Genomic DNA, 16,354 nt, shown 5'->3' on the forward strand with positions numbered 1-16,354 from the left:
GCACGAAGTGCCGCCAGGAAGAGAGGACAGGGACCATGCCCCGGCTCGCCTTCGCCCAGAGCTTCTGGGACGGCTACGACGGTCTGGAAAGGCCCGTCCGGGCCGGAGTACGCAAGGCCATGGCGAAGTTCCACGCCATGAACGTCGCGGAACTCAACGCGGACAAGGGGCTGCACCTCGAATCCGTCGAGAACGCCCGTGACCCGCGGATGCGCACCATTCGCATCACCGACTTCTGGCGGGGTGTGGTCCTCGCCCCTGACGACGGCAGCGACATGTTCCTCCTCGTCAAGGTCCTCCCGCACGACGACGCGTACACGTGGGCGGCCAAGCGCCTGTACAGCGCGAACAGCGCGACCCGTGCCCTTGAGGTACGCGATGCCGTCGCAATCGACGAGCTGACCCCGCTCTACGAGACCGCAGCGCGAACCGCTCCGCGGCTGCTGTTCGCAGGGGTCTCGGACCGGACGCTGCGCGAGCTGGGCATCGACGACCAGGTGCTCCGCGCCGCACGCTCGCTGGCGGACAAGGCACAGCTGGAGGCGTTCGCCACGCTCCTGCCGGAGGACCAGCTGGAGGTGCTGCAATACCTCGCCGAGGGATTCAGCCCGGACGAGGTCTACCGGGACGTCGTCGCCGTCCGCCGGCCCGCCGACGCTCCCGCCGAGCCGGTGGAGGACCTGGCAACAGTCATCTCCAACACCTCCGCGCGCATCCGTCTGGTCACCGGGCCGCACGAACTCGAGGAGATCCTGGCGAAGCCCTTCGACGCCTGGCGGGTCTTCCTCCACCCGTCGCAGCGTCGCGTCGCGTACCGCACGTCGTACGGAGGTCCCGCCCAGGTCACCGGCGGCCCGGGAACCGGCAAGACCGTCGCGGCCGTTCACCGCGTCAAGCACCTGCTCAGCCGCTCGGAGAACGGCCGCATCCTGCTCACCACCTACACGAACGCGCTCGCCGCCGGTCTTCGGGAAATGCTGGGCCTGCTCCTCGAAGGCGACGAGAGACTTCTCGGCAGGGTCGACGTGACGACGGTCGACGCCTACGCGAACGGTGTCGTGCGGGCCAAGTCGACGACCGGGCTCACACCGGCCGGGGACCGGGAACAGCGGCAGCTGTGGGAAAGCGTCGTCAAGCAGCGCGATCTGCCCTTCACCGCGCAGTTCATGGCGCAGGAGTACCGGCACGTTGTTCTCGGCCAGAACCTCCGTCACCTCGACGCCTACCTCGGCGCGAGCCGCCGCGGCCGAGGCACCGCACTCGGCCCGGCGCGACGCCGACAGGTGTGGAGCAGCCTGGAGCTGTTCGAACGGCTGCTCGCCGAGCGGGGCGAGACGACCCACCTGAACATCTGCGCCCGCGCCGCGGATCTCCTCGCCGACGAGGCGCCCCCGTACTCCCACGTCGTCGTCGACGAGGCGCAGGATCTGCATCCGGCGCAGTGGCGGGTGTTGCGCGCCGCCGTGTCCCCTGGCCCCGACGACCTGTTCGTCACCGGCGACCCGCACCAGCGGATCTACGACTCCCGGGTCTCGCTGGGCTCACTCGGCATTGCCACCGCGGGTCGCAGCTTCCGGCTTCGCGTCAACTACCGCTCGACCGAGGAGATCCTCTCCTGGTCCGCGCGGCTCCTCGCGTCGGTCGTCGTGGAAGGACTCGACGGCGAGGGCACGGACTCGCTCGCGGGATACCGTTCGCTGCTGCACGGGCGCAGTCCCCGAGTCGAGGGGTACGCGGCCCGCCCGGAGGAGATCGGCGCTCTCGCCGCCAAGGTCCGTTCGCTGCTCGACGAAGGCATCGCCCCACGAGAGATCGGGGTGTGCGCCCGATTCAACCGTGTCCTGGACGCGGCCGAGGAAGGGCTTCGGACGGTGGGCATTCCAGTTGTGCGGGTCAGAGGAAGGGGCGGGCATGGCACCGACGGAGTGCGTCTGGCAACCATGCACGCGATGAAAGGGCTGGAATTCCGCGCGGTATGCGTTCTCGGCGTCGACGAGGGCATGGTCCCCTTCACCCGCGAGATCACCCCGCGAGAGGCCGACCCGATGCAGCATGAAGCGGATCTGCTGCGGGAACGCTGCCTCCTCTTCGTCGCCTGTACACGCGCCCGTGAAGCGCTGAGCGTGACCTGGAGCGGAGTTCCGAGCACGTTTTTGCCGCGCACCCCATCAGCTGTCGGGCGACAGGGCACCTGAGGAGAGGCCCTCCTGGGCGACCTCCGCGAGCCGGCGGCTGAGGTCCTCGATCGTCCGCATACTCTTCTCGAATGTGGCCAGGGATCTGAAGGCCGCGCCGTAACGACGCTGATCGTCAATGCTCATGCTCGGGATGCGTGCGCCGCGGCTGTCGGCTCGAAAGCTTCCGCTCGCGCTTGTGGATCGGCGGTTGTTGAGGGAGCTGCGCAGAAATCCCTGGAGGTAGTCCGTGTCCAGCTGTGCGCTGGCGGAGACCGGTTCCTGGCCCTCGTACGTGACCAGCCCCGCTCGGGCAAGCTCTGCAATGCTTGTACCGGCACTGTCCAGTGCTCCCGGCCCGCCGCCGGCGACAAGCTCCGGCAGAGATGCGGCAAGGCGCCGGATCTGGTCGTGCAGCTCGTTGCGCAGAGCGATGTAGTCCGCGAGGTAGTCACGGTGCCGGGCGCGGAGATGGCTGGCGGGGGTCAGATCCACGACGTCGTCAAGGAGTTCGATCAATGGCACGTCGGCGATTTGGTCGGGCCGTGGTTTCAGGCTTCCTTCGGGTGCGTTGCCGGTCAGATCGATCATGCGCACCGTACCGCTGACATCGGCGTTGGCACTTCCGGGTCGCTGCAAAATCCAGAGATGGATCGGCAAGGCGTGGGAAGTGGCCGTCCCCGGCGGCAGAGCGACCACTTGACGTACGATCCCCCGGCGTACGAGCTCCGACCGGATCCGACGTCCCGCCTTGCGGTAGGCAACCGATGCCGGCATGACCATGAGAACGTGGCCGCCAGGTCGGGTGTGCGCATAGGCATGTTGAAGCCATGCGAGTTCCCCCTCGGCCTTGGACGGAGTACCGAACTCCCACCGTGAGTCGAGCAGCAATTCCTCTCGCCCCCACTCGGTGACACCCGCCGGTGGATCACAGAGAACCAAATGCGCCCTGAGATCCGGCCATGCGTCCGCGCGGAGCGAGTCACCGGCCACGACATGCACGCCTGAGCGACCCGCCAGGCCGGTACGCAGCTGTGCGAAACGCGCGCTGTCCAGATCCAGCTCCTGACCGAAGCAGCGCATCCCGCTCTGCGAGGCGGCGGACAGGAGCAGCGATCCGATCCCGCATGCCGGATCGAACACCGTGGCGTCGGCCGGGAGCCCGGGAGCGAAGTGGCACACGGCACGCACCACGCGGTCGGGTGTCACCTGCTCCGACCCCGCACGCCGGGCCGAGTCCATGAAACGCTCGGTGAGCCCGTTTACCAGGTCAGCGGGTGTTTCCGTGCGGGCCAGCTGCCTCACCCGGGTAGCAACGTCGTCCGGCAACTCCGCGTCGCTCTCTCCGGCCAGCATCGCTGCCACCCCTGCCAGTCCCGCGACCATCTGCTCGCCGTACGCAGCCCTGAGGGCCTGCCACAGCTGCACCTCCGGGGAAACTTCCTGGCCCCCGCGCTGCCTGTCCAGCCACGCCTGGACATCAGCGAGGGCGTAAAGGGGACTGTTGGCGCCACCTCCGGCAGGTGCGGGGAAGTCGTCATAGCGACGCCGCCAGTTGGAGACGGCCGCCCGTGTGACTCCGGCCAGACGGGCAATCTCGGAAGCGGTGACGAGTGAGCCGGCCGATGCCGCAACATTGTCCGTCATACCTGGAGCGTACACGAGGCCCATCACCAACCGAGGCTAGACCACGTTGACACAATTCACAGACCGTCATTCAAAGTTCCGCCATCGGTGAGCTCAGCGGGCAGCAGCACCTGCTGCGGGACATGGTGACGCCCTCCCGAACGTCCTGTACCGCGACGGGTACGACTGGGCGATAGCGCTTCGGCGTCCAGGTCGGCCCCACCGGGCACCCGACCGGCGACCTGGTCGCACGGACGCGCCCTTTGCCCGCCCTGGACAGCCACTTCGAGCGGGTGATCAGCATCTTCCTGACACCTGCACCAGTGACGCTCGGCAGCATCGCGAACTGGCCAAGCACATCGCGAGGATCTGCGCCCTGCTGCGCTGGCCCAGTGGGAGGGCATCGATCTGGGGAGGCTCTCCCTCCCCGACGTCGTCGGGCGGCTCGGCAAACGTCACTCCCGGATGAGCAAGGCCCTCGCAGCGCTGACGGACGAAGCTCTGGACGACCTTCGGGGGGTCGTCGACTTGTTGATCGACGTCTCCGCGGCCGACCCGGAAATGCTCAAGGACGGGAACGGAGACGCCTACCTCCACATCTCCGACGGCTCCTGAGCGCTTACGATCCCGAATTGCGACAGCGGAGGGGTACGTACTACACGCCCAACGAAGTCGTCCGCTTCATGGTCCGCTTCACCGACGAAGTCCAGCACCCGTGGATGGCGGGCCAGCAGCCTCTGGAACTCGGCCTCGGTCTCGAACGCTGCCGGCTCCAAGGCCTGCAGTTCCTCTCCCAGGACGAAAACCGGCTGGTCAGTCACTCGTTCCCCCGTCCCTGTCGGCGCCCGGCCGTGAACAACGACCGCCACCCTGGGGAGCGGCGCCGGAGAACGTCATCCCTGCCCAGAGTCCGCGCGCCACAGTCGCCCGCCGGCAGGCGGACCACGCTACCGCTCCCGCCGGTGAGTGCCTGTGACGGTGAGCGGATCTCGGCGGCTCTCGCCTCGATCGGCGGCGTGACGACCGTGGGCGGCAGTCTCGCCACCGCGTTCGCCGACGTGGGAGGCGTCCTCCGGGTCCTGGCGCTTCGGCGCAAAGTGCGGCGCGCTCAGCCCGCTTCCCGCCGAGAATTGCCCCATGGAACCGGTCGACGCCGCGCACACCCTTGTCGAGGAGCACCACCCCGGCGCCCGGGCCGCCTTCCTCGGCGGCAGCGTCATCACGGACCGCCGTACGGCGACCTCCGACCTGGACATCGTCGTCCTGCTCCACGGCGCCCCCGCCCCGTACCGGCTGAGCGTCCACGAACACGGCTGGCCCGCGGAGCTGTTCGTGCACACCGAGGAGTCCTGGCACGCCTTCGTCGAGCGCGAGGTCCGCAACCGCAGGTCCCCGCTCCTGTGGATGTGCGCGAAAGGCATCCTGCTCTTCGACCGGGACGGGGCAGGCGCGCGCGTCAGCGCCCGCGCGAAGTCGCTGGCCGCCGCCGGGCCGCCCCCGATGCCTGCCGAGGAGATCGACGACCGCCGCTACGCCCTCACCGATCTGCTCGACGACCTCGAAGGGTGCACCGACCCGGCTGAGCGCCTCTTCATCTGCACCGAACTCGCCCGCCGCACGGCCGAACTGTCCCTGGCCCTCGACACCGCCTGGAACGGCGGCGGCAAATGGCTGGCCCGCCGCCTCGACGCCACGGCGCCCGGCCTGAGCGCGCGCCTGCACCACGACGTCCGGCGGGCGCTCGCGGGCCGGACCTCCCCCCTGGTCGCCACCGTCGACGAGGTCCTGGCCCGGGCCGGGGGCCGCCTCTGGGCCGGCTACCGGCGGAGCGGCACCCCGTAGACGGCGACACCCCACGCAGCCCGGCGTCCCCACCCCATGAGCCCCGATCCACGGTGGATCGGGGCTCATGCCGAATTCGAGGGGGTGCCAGGTGACCGCGTCAGGGAAACGAGCGCGGTGGGAGTGGCGCACCGCACGCCCCGGTCATGCGAGCACGGCCCCTGAATGCGATCCCCGAAAACAGCACCCGGAGATCACCGGGCATCCGGCGCACCCCTGCCCGACCTGTGAATGTTTCTTCTTCGTTCAGGACGCACCGGAGGCCGGGACCGCACAATTCGCTCTGCCGGGAATTCCCGCTCAGGCATCTCCGCTTGCCGGCAGGGCCACACCGTTGGCATATCCGCTCGCATACACGTAGTAGTCGTCGGCGACGGTCGGCGAGAAGCACACCGACCAGGAATTCGCCGCGACCCCCGAGGACGCACACCCCCACGTGACGTCGGCGCTCCAGTCGTGGAGCGTCACCTCTGCGGACGTGCTGTAGGCGGAGGACCGGTTGTTGCGCACGATCACCGCCCCCTGCACCGCGCCTCCACCCGGCGCCCTGATCGCGCAGACCTGGGCGCCCACCTCGCTGGCGACCGTCTTGGTGGTGCCGCACACCCAGGTGCTGGAGCTGGAGGTGATCGGGTTGGTGTTGCCGTAGGCGTGCCAGCTGCCACCGCCCGCAGCGGAGGCGGAGCCGGCGGTCGCCAGGCTCAGCCCGAGAACGGCGGTGAGGGCGGCCGTCGCCCCCGCAATCGTCCGGGTAACGCGCATGTTGACCCCTTCTGGATCGGAGTGGGACACCGTTTCCATTCACAGGAATGTGCCGTTGACCGCACGAAATCCGCCGCACGCGTCGAGAACGCACCTGGCCGGACGGCGATCGGCGATCCGGGTGTGACGGTTGCGTTTCTCTTGGGCTGGACCAATCTGACGCCTCGTTACCGTGGGGGGAATTCTGCGACCGCATTCCTGGTCGCAACGACAGTAACAGCGGCCTCTCACCGCACCTATACCTCAGCCGCGGCGCAATTGCGGCATGGTGAAAGGGGGCGTGAACGTGCTACCGAACTGCCCCTGCTGCGGTGAATTCCGCGTCCCGGCCCCAGGTCAGCGGCTATGACCGCTGATCCGTGCCGCCGGCCCGCGCCGGCACGGCGGATCCGGGGGCCCGCCCGGGCGTCCGGGAGCGGGGTCAGCGGAACAGCGTCGAGCCGAGCGGCTTCGCTTCGCCGAAGCCGGGGAGGATCAGGAACGCCGCGCCTGCGGTGGTGGTGGTGTACGGCAGCAGCGCGTCGGAGCTGTCCATGCGCGTGAGCGTGTCGGTGAAGGTCCGGATGTCGTTCTGGAAGCTGATGAAGAGCAGGCCCGGGGCCGGTTCGTCGATGCTGTAGGAGCGGCGGAGCATCAGGCCGGCGCCGACCGCGTTGGCGTTGGCCCTGCGGACGTGGGCGTCGGCGGGGATCAGGTAGCGTCCGTCGGCGGTCTTGGCGCCGAGCTGCGGGTCCGAGGCGATGGCGCCGCCGGAGAGCGGGTTGCCGGTGGCCCGGCGCCGGCCGAAGACCGCCTCCTGCTCGGCGACGGTGAGCGCGGCGAAGCGCGGCAGGTCGAGTTCCATGCGCCGCAGTACGGCGAGGGTGCCGCCGGCCACCGGCGCGGGTCCGGCCAGCCACAGGTGCCGTTCCTGCGCCTCGGCGGTGTGCGGGCCCACGATGCCGTCGACGAAGCCGAGCAGGTTGCGTGGCGCGCTGCGGCCCTTGTCCACGGGGACGTCCGCGCCGCGGTGCCCCGACTGGCGCCAACGTTCACGGAGGCGGTCGCCGGCCTGGTCCAGCAGGGCGTTGGCGGCGACCGGCGGCAGCAGGGCGTCGGTCGCGCAGACCTGTATCAGGAGGTCGCCCCCGCGCGCCTGCGGGGGGATCCGCTCGCGGGAGAACCGCGGGAGGTCGGCCGCGCCGGGCAGGGACGGACCGGCCGTGCGGACCAGCCGCGGGCCCACCCCGACCGTCACCGTCAGGTCGCCCGGCGGCAGGCCCATCAGCCGGGCGTCGGTCCCTGCCGCCAAGGTCAGGACGGTACGGCCGAGTTCGGCCAGCAGCGGGCCGGCGGCCACGCCGGGGCCGAGGTCGGCCACCACGGCCAGCAGGTTGCGCTGGGCGGGCTGCGGGACGGTGACGCCCGCCTGGTGCCTGCCCGCCGGGGCCACCGGCCGGGGTGACGGGGTGGCCGGCGCGGCGGCGCCGGGGCCGTCCGGCCGGTCGGCGTGCGATTCGCACCCGGCGGTGAGACCGATCGCCACCATGGCGCCGGTGGCGTCGAGGAATCTGCGACGTGACGGATGGTGATCGGCTCCACGCATGGCGTGAAGGGTGCCACATCCCTGCCGGGTGGGCGAGTCCCGGTGGGTGCTTTTCCGCGTGACGCCCGTGCGGGACGCCCCGGCGCACCACCCCCGCACCGGAACCCGGTGCACCGACCGGACGCCCTCACCCCCGCACGGCACCCCGCGCCCCGCCCCCGGCCTGGCACTGCGGCACGGCGGCGCCGCGGCACCCCTGGCGCACCGGCCGGACACCCTCGCCCCCACGTCGCCCCGCCCCCCGGCCTGGCACTGCGGCACGGCGGCGCCCCCCGGCGGCCCCCGGGGACAGCCGCAGGGGCGGCGGGCGGTGGGCGGCGGGCCGGTGCGGCAGACCGAGGCGTATCGGGTGAAAGGGCGTCAGGTGCCGTGCCAGACTGGGATCATGCCTCGATTAGCTCTTCGCGTGACGGCGGCGGTACTGGGCACGCTGGCGCTCGTGGCCGGCTGCAGTGGCGGCGACGGCGGCGGTTCGGACAAGGGCCGGCGGCCCGCCGGTGCGCACGTGACGATCCGGGTGCCCTCCGACGCCCCGACCATCTCGGCCGCGGTCGCGCTGGCCCGGCCCGGTGACCTGGTTCTGGTGGCGGCGGGCGTCTACCACGAGTCGGTGAGGATCCGCACGCCGCGGGTCACGCTGCGCGGGGTGTCCCGGGACGAGGTCGTCATCGACGGGCGGCTGCAGCAGCCCAACGGCGTGGTCGTCGCGGCGCCCGGGGTGGCCGTGGAGAACCTGACGGTGCGGAACAACACGCAGAACGGTGTGCTGGTCACCGGCTCGCCCGCGGCGGTCGCCGGACTGCCGGGGCACAGCGGCGGCTACGACACCGGCGACGAACCCGTCACCTTCCTGAAGTCCTTCCTCGTCTCGTACGTGACCGCGACCCGCAACGGGCTGTACGGCATCTACGTGTTCTCCGCGCAGAACGGCGTCGTCGAGCACTCCTACGCCTCGGGCGGGGCGGACTCGGGGATCTACGTCGGGCAGTGCAAACCGTGCCGGGTCGTGGTGCGCGACAACGTCGCCGAGCTCAACGCGGTCGGCTACGAGGGCACCAACGCCGGCGGGGACATGTACGTGGTGGGGAACCGCCTGGCCGGCAACCGGGTCGGCCTGACCACGGACTCCGACCACCAGGAGAAGCTCCTCCCGCAGCGCGGCGCGGTCGTCGCCGGCAACCTGGTGGCGGACAACCAGCAGGCGCGGACGCCCCAGCAGGCCGACGGGGGCTGGGGTATCGGCATCGGCGTCGACGGCGGCAGTGACGACGTGTTCGTCCGCAACCGTGTCACCGGCAACGCCGACGCGGGCCTGGTGGTCACCGCGACCGCCGACATCCCGGCGGACGGCAACCGGATCACGGACAACACCTTCGCCGCCAACGGCGTCGACGTGGGCTGGACGTTCCCCACCGCCACCCGCGGACACGGCAACTGCCTGCACGGCAACGTCCTGCACAGCACGGTGCCCGCGCGGCTCGCCGTGACCGCGTCCTGTCCTCCCGCGGCCGGCACGTCGCTGTCGCCGTCCGGAACGTGGTCGAGGCCGTCACCGCCCGGCGGCATCCCCTTTACGGACGTGGCCCCGCCCGGCCCGCAGCCGCAGTTCCCGGACGCGGCCACCGCGGGCGCCACCGCCGTGCCCGCCGTGCCGGTGCTTCCGGACGTCGCGGACGTGCCGCTGCCCGCGGCCTCGCTCCTGGCGGGCAACGCGCTCGTGCAGGTCTCCTGAGCGGCCGCTACCGGGGCGCCCTGAGCGCGGGCACGGGCCGGACTGGGACGTACGCGTGGGTGTCGAAGTCGATGACCACCGGCTGCGGTTCGGAGGCGACGTCGGCCCTGACCCGGTACATCGTGCCGTCCGCGCCGATCCAGTAGCGGACCGTGCCGGACGCGGCCGGTGCGCCGGACGCGGCCGGCGCTCCCGCGGCGGCACGGGCGCGCGGCCCGTTCATGATCTCCGTGCGGTGTCCGCGCACATGGTCGCTCCCGAGCCGGACGGCACCGTTCTGCGGCAGCAGTTCGGCGTTGTCCGGCCGGTCGCTGCCCAGGCCCAGCACGATGGCCAGCGAGCTGTCGAGGGAGCTGCCGGCCGTGGTCAGCGGGCGGCCGTACCAGCCGGTCGGGGGCGGCACCGCCGGTGCGGCGGCCGGGGCGTCGGCCATGGAGCGGACGAGCACGGTGGTCGCCGTCCACTGGATGAGCCCGTCGCTGGAGGTGTCCCGTCCAGTGCCGTGCACCACCCCGTAACCGATTCCCGCGCGGAAGTCGACGGATGCGGTGACGACCAGGCCGCCCGCGGTGTCCGGCACGGTGACCGTCACCGCACGGCCGCCCGCCTGGTAGTTGCGGAACCGGGTGATCGCCAGCCGGTTCGCCTCGTCGGCGGTCAGGGCGCGCGGGCCGGTGTGCCCGCCGCCTCCGGTGAGCAGGAACGCGGTCGCCGCGGCGGCGGCGAGAGCGAGGGCGGCTGCCGCCAGGGGTAACCACGGCCGCCGGCCGCGCCTGCCCGCCGCGCCGCGCGGATGACGTCGGGTGATCCTCATGCTTCGCACGCGGCGCGATGCTAACAGCTCCCCGATCGAACACTATTCGAAACTTTGCGTATCGGAGACATGACCCTCCGTCACTTGTAGCCTGCTGGCTGAGGTCGATGCGTCGGCATTGACGTAGGACGACACAAAGGAAAGCCATGCCATTAAGTGGGCTGGTACGGGCCGGCCTGTCCGGTCTGTTACTGGTGGGCGGAGCCACCGGCACGATCGTGACCGGCGCCGGGCAGGCCGGCGCTTCGACATCCGACGGCACCGTGACCGTCGAGGTCCTGCGGGACTTCTTCGGCACCGGCGTGATCAACGCGACGATGGACGTGCCGCAGCGCGGCATCAAGGTCGACATCGCCGACTCCGCCGGTCATCGCGTCACCGGCGTCACGGACACCACCGGGAAGGTCGTGGTGCCACCGTCGTCCGACCTGACCGGCGGCCGCTACCGCGTCGACGTCACCGTCCCGGCGCCGTACAGCAGGTATCTGCGGGCCGCGCCGGCCTCGACGGCGGCGAACCACTTCGACAGCTTCACCTCGTTCGTCGACGTCTCGGACGGCAAGGACGCCTCCGTCGTCACCGGGGTGTGGGACGCCGCCGACTACGCGCTGCCGGACACGCGGTACTTCGTGCCGGTCCAGAACGGCGCGAGCGGAAAGGACACCCGGGCGCTGGTGGCCTTCGGGACGGGCACCCGCGGCACGTGCCCGGGCGCGGCGCCGTGCCCGGACGTCCTCGACACGCAGGACCAGGTGGGCACGACGTTCGGGCTGGCCTACGACAAGTACCGGCACCGGCTGTTCCAGAGCGCGTTCGCCCGCAGGTACGCCTCCTACGGGCCGGAGGGCGGAGGCGCGATCTACACCGTGCCCACCGACGGCGCAGGCGCCCCGGAGCTGTTCGCGAAGGTGCCCGGCTCCACGGTGACACCGCACGACGGCGCCGACATGCTCAAGGACCCGGGCTTCACCGACGCCCCCGGCAAGGAGAGCATCGGCGGCCTGGCCCTGTCGGAGGACGGTTCGACCCTGTACGTGGTGAACCTGCTCACCCGGTCACTGGTCAGTTTCGACGCGACGGGTGCGGACGCCGCGGCGCAGAAGGCCGCGGTGCCCATCCCCGACCCGGGATGCGCGTCGCCGGCCGACTGGCGGCCCTTCGGCCTGGCCACCCACGACAACACCCTGTACGTCGGCGGGGTGTGCGACGCGGAGAGCACGCAGGACCGCGCGGACCTGAAGGCCGTCGTCTACACCTACGACGGCGGGAAGTTCACCGCGGTGCTGGCCCATCCGCTCACCGCCGAGCGCGGCAGCGTCTTCACCGGCGCCGGTACGGCCGACCAGGCCACCCACTGGAACCCGTGGAACACCGGCCTGGCGAGCTGGGACGCGCGGAAGCTGGGCGGCGCCTTCATCGACCCGCAGCCGGAGCTGGCCAGCATGGCCTTCGGCCGCGACGGGTCGATGATCCTCGGCTTCCGCGACCGGTTCATGGACGTGCTCAGCGCCAAGGGCCTGGACCCCCGGCCGCTCGACAACACGCCGGAGATCGGCATGTCCGGCGGCGACATCACCATGGCCTGCGCCAACCCCGCGGGCGGCTACTGGTGGGAGGGCACCGGCGACTGCCCCGACCACGCCACCCCCGCGAACGACCACGGCGAGGGCAGCGGCGTCGTCGAGTACTTCCCCGGTGACTTCTTCGCCGGCGGCCACGAGGAGACCGCCCTGGGGTCGGTGGCCTACATCCCCCAGCAGCAGTGGGTCGTCAGCACGGAGTTCGACCCGGCCACCAGCGTGGAGACGTCGGGCACCGGCTACTACGACATCACCACCGGCGCCGGGCCCGGCAACGACACCGCCGCCAACGCCTACCAGTTCGTCGGCCAGGAGCAGAACGGGTTCGGCAAGGCCGGCGGGCTCGGCGACATCGCGTACGCCGCGGCGAACGCGCCGATCCAGATCGGCAACGTGGTCTGGTACGACGGCGACCACAACGGCGTCCAGGACGCCGGGCAGGTGATGCTGCCGGGCGCCACGGTCACCCTGCTGGACGCCGCGGGCAAGAAGGTCGCCACGACCAGGACCGACGCCGCGGGCGAGTACTACTTCGGCGGGGTCGGCGCCTCCTACCAGCTGACACCGGGCGCGAAGTACACCGTGCAGTTCGACGTGTGCACCGCCGACACGTCCGGGGTCCCGGACCGTCCGGCATCCTCCGCGCTGCGGTTCACGCTCCCGCTGGCCGGCACCGACCGGGTCCACGACTCCAACGTGGTCCCGCCCACCACCGGGCGGCTGTGCAACGGGTACGCCCCGGTCACGGCGCCGGCAGAGCCGGGAGGCGTCGACCACACGATCGACGCCGGCGTGTACGTCCCGCGTCCCACGCCCCCGACCACGCCGCCGTCGTCCGCACCGCCGACATCCGTCCCGCCGACGTCGGCCCCGGCGTCCGGCGGCACGCACACCGGCGGGGACACGGGCAGCGGCCCGTCGGGCAGCCTCGCCCACACCGGTACGGCGGACATGGGGGAGATCCTCTCCCTCGTCGCCCTGACGCTCGGCGCGGGTTCGGCTCTCGCCCTGCTGAGCCGCAGGCGCCGCGCCGGGCACCGCTGACACGAGCACATCCGCGGAGGGCCGGTGCGGCGCACCGGCCCTCCGCCGTGCCGTCCGCCGGGCGGCTCGGGGCCGACCTCCGGGTCAGGCGCGGCGGTCGGCGAAAGAGCGGACCGGCGGTGGGCGGCGCTGAACGCGTCCCGCCCCCGGGAGGCGGCCTCCAGGGGGCGGGACGGGTGAGCGGGCCGGCCGCTCAGGGGGCAGGGTCAGTTCAGGGTGATCGGGGACGTGTCGTTCGCCGGGTCCGGGTCGTAGGCGGGGTGGCCGGACGGGCCCCAGTCCATGGAGATCGAGCCCTGCGCGGCCGGGATCACCTCGTCGACGTGGAGGGTGAGGGAGAAGTGCGAGACCTCGCCCGCCGGGGAGACGATGTCGCCGTTCGTGCAGTGGTACGAAGTGGCGCCCTGCTGGCTGCAGTTCGCCGAGGAGCTGACCGGGGTGGTGCCGGGCGGGAGCTGGATGTCGGCGCTCCTCGTCTCGCCGCTGCGGTCGAAGATGGTGGCGGGGCCGTTGTTGGTCATGGCCAGGTCCAGCGTCACGGTGTCGCCCTGGGCCGCCGTGGCGGTAGCCCCGGTCACCGAGAAGTCCGCGGTGTTCGCTGCCTGGAGGCTGGTGATCCGGTAGTCGCCGTGCGCGCCGCGCTGGCTCAGCGACACCGTGCCGGACGGTGCGTCGGTGGGCGTCCCCGGCGTGAGGATCCTGAGCGTCAGCTGCCCGCCGGTGCCCTGCGTCCACTGGCGGCCCGCGATCGACTGCTGGATGCCGGGGTCACCGGCCGGCGCGATCATCGTGTCGAGGTACGTGTAGTAGGCGGTCGACTCGACGTCGAGCCGGACCGCGGGCGCGAGCGCGGCCTTCTCGCCCGGCAGCACCTCGCCGGGGATGTCGCACAGCGCCAGGGCCGCCCGCCGCGGGTCGCCCTCGCCGCTGTAGCGGCAGTTGGCGAAGTGCCGTGCGAAGCCGATGCCGGGTGAGGCCCACAGCAGCGCCTGCGTGCCGTCCGCGGGGCGGTCGCCGATGTTGGTGAAGCGCACCGGCTCGGTGGCGGTGGAGCCGACGGCCACACCCGTCAGGTTCTTCGGCTGCGCCTGGTCGTAGGCCGGTCCGCCGATGTCCACCGTTCCCGTGCCGCCCACGATCACGGCGTTGTCCGCGGTGCCGCTGACGGTGTAGTCGGCCGATGCCCCGGCCGGGGCGTCCGCCTTCGCCCTGACCGTCATCTGGGTCACGGCGCCGATGGAGCCGACGCCGCTCAGGTCGTCGTAGAAGAACATCTCCCAGCAGCTCGCGACGTGCCGGACGACCGTGCAGTTGTCGGAGAACGTCACGTTCGCGATCGCGGAGAGCTGCGTCACGTCGATCGTCAGTGTGGCGTTGGCGCTCAGGCTGCTCGCCGTCGTCGTGAACGAGAGGTAGGGCATGGCGGTCGGCGAGACCCCGGTGAGCGTGGCCGGGGAGACCGCGACCGGCGCGGTCTGCTGGAGCGTGATGACCGGCCGGTCGTCGGCGTGCGCCGGGGCGGCCCCGGTGAGCGCGAGACCGGCCGCCGCGCCCACGGTGGCCACCAGGGCCAGGGCACGGCGATGTTGGCTGTGCGACATACGAAATCCCCCCACGGACTGATGTCCCTGCCGCCCCGGCCCCCCTCGGGGACCCGTCAGGCGGTACTGCGCCGAGCGCAGGCGAGGGACAGGCTAGGCACAGGCAGGCCGCCGGGCCACGGCTTTCCGGGCACGCCCGGCGGCCAAATACGGCCGATCCGGCACGAACTATCGGCGCCTTTGCCCACTTTTGACGCGCACTCACTCCCCCGCCCCGGAACCCCGCGGCGGAGGCGCGTCCTCCGCCGGGGACAGCAGGCGGCGCAGCGACGTGGGCGTACGGCCCAGGTGGTGGCGCAGGGTGCGCGTCAGGTGGGACTGGTCGGCGAAACCGAGCTCCGCGGCGAGGGCGGCGAGGCCGGTCTCACCCTGCTCCAGGCGGTCGAGGGCGCGGGCGACGCGGACCCGGTTGCGGTAGCGGGTGAGGGGGACGCCCAGCTCGCGGGTGAAGGCGCGGCTCAGGCGGAAGGGGGAGGCGCCGAGCAGCTCCGCGAGCGGGAGCAGGCCGTCCGCGGCGGGGTGGGCCTCGGTGATCGCCTCGCGGGCCGCAGCGACGAGCGCCGCGTCCTTCCGGCCGCGCGGCGGGACGGGGGCGGCGACGGCCCGGGCGACGGTCGCGGCGAGCAGACCGAGCAGCTCCTCCGCCAGCGCGTAGTCGACGTCGCCGCCGCGCGCGCTCGCCAGCAGGCGGCGGTGCGCGAGGTCGAGGGGCGCGTCGGCGTACACGCTCGGTGCGGGCGGGCGCGCGGTGTCGCCGGCCATGGTGCGCCACAGGGCCGGGGTCACGCTGACGGACGTGCAGTCGTCGCCGCCGGCGGGGTGGGCGAAGTGCTCCTCCTCGCCGGGCACGCCGACGTACGCCGTCGTCGCGTCGAGGTCGGCGTCGGCGCCGCCCGCGCGGCGGCGGAAGCGGCCGCGGCGGACGAGCACCACGCGGTAGTCCCCGTGCACCTCCGGTGCCGACCAGCGCGTGTGGTCGTCCCGGCAGGACACAGCGGTGACGCGGAAGTGGGGGCGGGTGGCGAGGGTGGTGGCCGAGCGCACACCTGAACGCTAGCCGCGGGGTCCGACAACGCCCCGCCGGCACCGGGGGCGCGCGGCCCGCAAGGATGTCCAAGACCGTGGCCGGGCCGCTGCCGCAGGCTGGTGCGCATGCCGGGCCGCCGCTCCGGCGGCCGTTCCGGCAGCACCACACGCCACCGTACGAAGGGTCACCCCATGTCCGTCACCACCCGCTCCACCACGATCGTCATCGACTGCGCCGACCCGGCGGCCCTCGCCGGCTTCTACCGCACGGCCCTCGGCTGGGACGTCACGTCCAGTGACGCGGAGTACGCGGCCCTCGGCAACGGCGGCCCGGTGCAGATCGCCTTCCAGCGCGTCGAGGGCTACCGGGCGCCGGACTGGCCGTCCGCGGCGGCCCACGCGCACCTCGACCTCGGCGTCGCGGACGTCGACGCGGCCGTCGCGGAGCTGCTCGCCGCGGGGGCGGCCAAGCCCGGTTTCCAGCCCGGCGAGGACAGCTGGGTGGTGCTCACCGACCCCGAGGGCCACCCTTTCTGCCTCTCCGCCGCGGAGTGACACCCCGGCCTGA

The 16,354-nt window shown here is 72.2% G+C and carries 12 protein-coding genes; 6 read left to right on the forward strand and 6 right to left on the reverse strand.

Going from position 1 to position 16,354, the window contains the following annotated elements; all coding sequences use genetic code 11:
- Positions 1-35: 35 nt before the first annotated feature.
- Positions 36-2,195: a UvrD-helicase domain-containing protein gene (locus tag ACH4SE_RS00980; protein ID WP_398541125.1), complete on the forward strand. Its 2,160-nt coding sequence runs from the start codon at positions 36-38 to the stop codon at positions 2,193-2,195.
- On the opposite strand, the gene ACH4SE_RS00985 is transcribed toward ACH4SE_RS00980, so the two are convergent.
- Positions 2,169-3,821, reverse strand: coding sequence for an N-6 DNA methylase (locus ACH4SE_RS00985; protein WP_398541126.1), 1,653 nt, complete (start codon positions 3,819-3,821; stop codon positions 2,169-2,171). The two genes, ACH4SE_RS00980 and ACH4SE_RS00985, sit on opposite strands and share 27 nt — an antisense overlap.
- Positions 3,822-4,265: 444 nt before the next feature.
- Between ACH4SE_RS00985 and ACH4SE_RS00990 the strand changes: the two genes are divergently transcribed.
- Complete coding sequence (locus ACH4SE_RS00990; protein WP_398541127.1) at positions 4,266-4,415, forward strand: hypothetical protein; 150 nt, start codon at positions 4,266-4,268, stop codon at positions 4,413-4,415.
- A gap of 522 nt (positions 4,416-4,937) precedes the next feature.
- Positions 4,938-5,642 carry a nucleotidyltransferase domain-containing protein gene (locus tag ACH4SE_RS00995; RefSeq protein ID WP_398541128.1) on the forward strand — a complete coding sequence of 235 codons (705 nt, stop codon included), beginning with the start codon at positions 4,938-4,940 and terminating at the stop codon, positions 5,640-5,642.
- A gap of 300 nt (positions 5,643-5,942) precedes the next feature.
- Here the strand turns inward: ACH4SE_RS00995 and ACH4SE_RS01000 are convergent, their stop codons facing one another.
- Together ACH4SE_RS01000 and ACH4SE_RS01005 are read right to left on the reverse strand one after the other, a co-directional pair.
- Positions 5,943-6,404 (reverse strand): hypothetical protein, encoded by a 462-nt coding sequence (locus tag ACH4SE_RS01000; RefSeq protein WP_398541129.1) that lies wholly within the window; start codon positions 6,402-6,404, stop codon positions 5,943-5,945.
- Positions 6,405-6,825: 421 nt separating this feature from the next.
- Positions 6,826-7,989, reverse strand: coding sequence for a Dyp-type peroxidase (locus tag ACH4SE_RS01005; protein ID WP_398541130.1), 1,164 nt, complete (start codon positions 7,987-7,989; stop codon positions 6,826-6,828).
- A gap of 385 nt (positions 7,990-8,374) precedes the next feature.
- Here ACH4SE_RS01005 and ACH4SE_RS01010 point away from each other — a divergent pair, with 385 nt between their 5' ends.
- A complete protein-coding gene (locus ACH4SE_RS01010) occupies positions 8,375-9,721 on the forward strand; it encodes a NosD domain-containing protein (RefSeq protein WP_398541131.1) in 1,347 nt (448 codons plus the stop codon).
- Positions 9,722-9,728: 7 nt separating this feature from the next.
- On the opposite strand, the gene ACH4SE_RS01015 is transcribed toward ACH4SE_RS01010, so the two are convergent.
- Positions 9,729-10,535, reverse strand: a complete 807-nt coding sequence (locus ACH4SE_RS01015) for a hypothetical protein (RefSeq protein ID WP_398541602.1) — start codon at positions 10,533-10,535, stop codon at positions 9,729-9,731.
- A gap of 146 nt (positions 10,536-10,681) precedes the next feature.
- Here ACH4SE_RS01015 and ACH4SE_RS01020 point away from each other — a divergent pair, with 146 nt between their 5' ends.
- Positions 10,682-13,159 (forward strand): SdrD B-like domain-containing protein, encoded by a 2,478-nt coding sequence (locus ACH4SE_RS01020; RefSeq protein ID WP_398541132.1) that lies wholly within the window; start codon positions 10,682-10,684, stop codon positions 13,157-13,159.
- 206 nt (positions 13,160-13,365) lie between these two features.
- Here ACH4SE_RS01020 and ACH4SE_RS01025 read toward each other — a convergent pair whose 3' ends face one another.
- Together ACH4SE_RS01025 and ACH4SE_RS01030 are read right to left on the reverse strand one after the other, a co-directional pair.
- On the reverse strand, positions 13,366-14,760 hold the full coding sequence (locus ACH4SE_RS01025; protein WP_398541133.1) for a hypothetical protein: 1,395 nt from the start codon (positions 14,758-14,760) through the stop codon (positions 13,366-13,368).
- Positions 14,761-14,961: 201 nt separating this feature from the next.
- A complete protein-coding gene (locus tag ACH4SE_RS01030; protein ID WP_398541134.1) occupies positions 14,962-15,804 on the reverse strand; it encodes a helix-turn-helix domain-containing protein in 843 nt (280 codons plus the stop codon).
- Positions 15,805-15,978: 174 nt separating this feature from the next.
- On the opposite strand from ACH4SE_RS01030, the gene ACH4SE_RS01035 reads away from it, so the two are divergent.
- Positions 15,979-16,341: a VOC family protein gene (locus ACH4SE_RS01035; RefSeq protein WP_398541135.1), complete on the forward strand. Its 363-nt coding sequence runs from the start codon at positions 15,979-15,981 to the stop codon at positions 16,339-16,341.
- Positions 16,342-16,354: the final 13 nt, after the last annotated feature.

The organism is Streptomyces sp. NPDC020983 (genome assembly GCF_044333485.1).
In the GTDB taxonomy this organism is placed as follows: Bacteria; Actinomycetota; Actinomycetes; order Streptomycetales; family Streptomycetaceae; genus Actinacidiphila.

Bases quoted from the DNA above. Each gene is read 5' to 3' on its own strand.
- ACH4SE_RS00990 (WP_398541127.1), top strand. From the start codon at position 4,266: ATGAGCAAGGCCCTCGCAGCGCTGACGGACGAAGCTCTGGACGACCTT.
- ACH4SE_RS01015 (WP_398541602.1), bottom strand. From the start codon at position 10,535: ATGAGGATCACCCGACGTCATCCGCGCGGCGCGGCGGGCAGGCGCGGC.
- ACH4SE_RS01010 (WP_398541131.1), top strand. From the start codon at position 8,375: ATGCCTCGATTAGCTCTTCGCGTGACGGCGGCGGTACTGGGCACGCTG.
- ACH4SE_RS01020 (WP_398541132.1), top strand. From the start codon at position 10,682: ATGCCATTAAGTGGGCTGGTACGGGCCGGCCTGTCCGGTCTGTTACTG.
- ACH4SE_RS01025 (WP_398541133.1), bottom strand. From the start codon at position 14,760: ATGTCGCACAGCCAACATCGCCGTGCCCTGGCCCTGGTGGCCACCGTG.
- ACH4SE_RS00980 (WP_398541125.1), top strand. From the start codon at position 36: ATGCCCCGGCTCGCCTTCGCCCAGAGCTTCTGGGACGGCTACGACGGT.
- ACH4SE_RS00985 (WP_398541126.1), bottom strand. From the start codon at position 3,821: ATGACGGACAATGTTGCGGCATCGGCCGGCTCACTCGTCACCGCTTCC.
- ACH4SE_RS01035 (WP_398541135.1), top strand. From the start codon at position 15,979: ATGTCCGTCACCACCCGCTCCACCACGATCGTCATCGACTGCGCCGAC.
- ACH4SE_RS00995 (WP_398541128.1), top strand. From the start codon at position 4,938: ATGGAACCGGTCGACGCCGCGCACACCCTTGTCGAGGAGCACCACCCC.
- ACH4SE_RS01000 (WP_398541129.1), bottom strand. From the start codon at position 6,404: ATGCGCGTTACCCGGACGATTGCGGGGGCGACGGCCGCCCTCACCGCC.
- ACH4SE_RS01005 (WP_398541130.1), bottom strand. From the start codon at position 7,989: ATGCGTGGAGCCGATCACCATCCGTCACGTCGCAGATTCCTCGACGCC.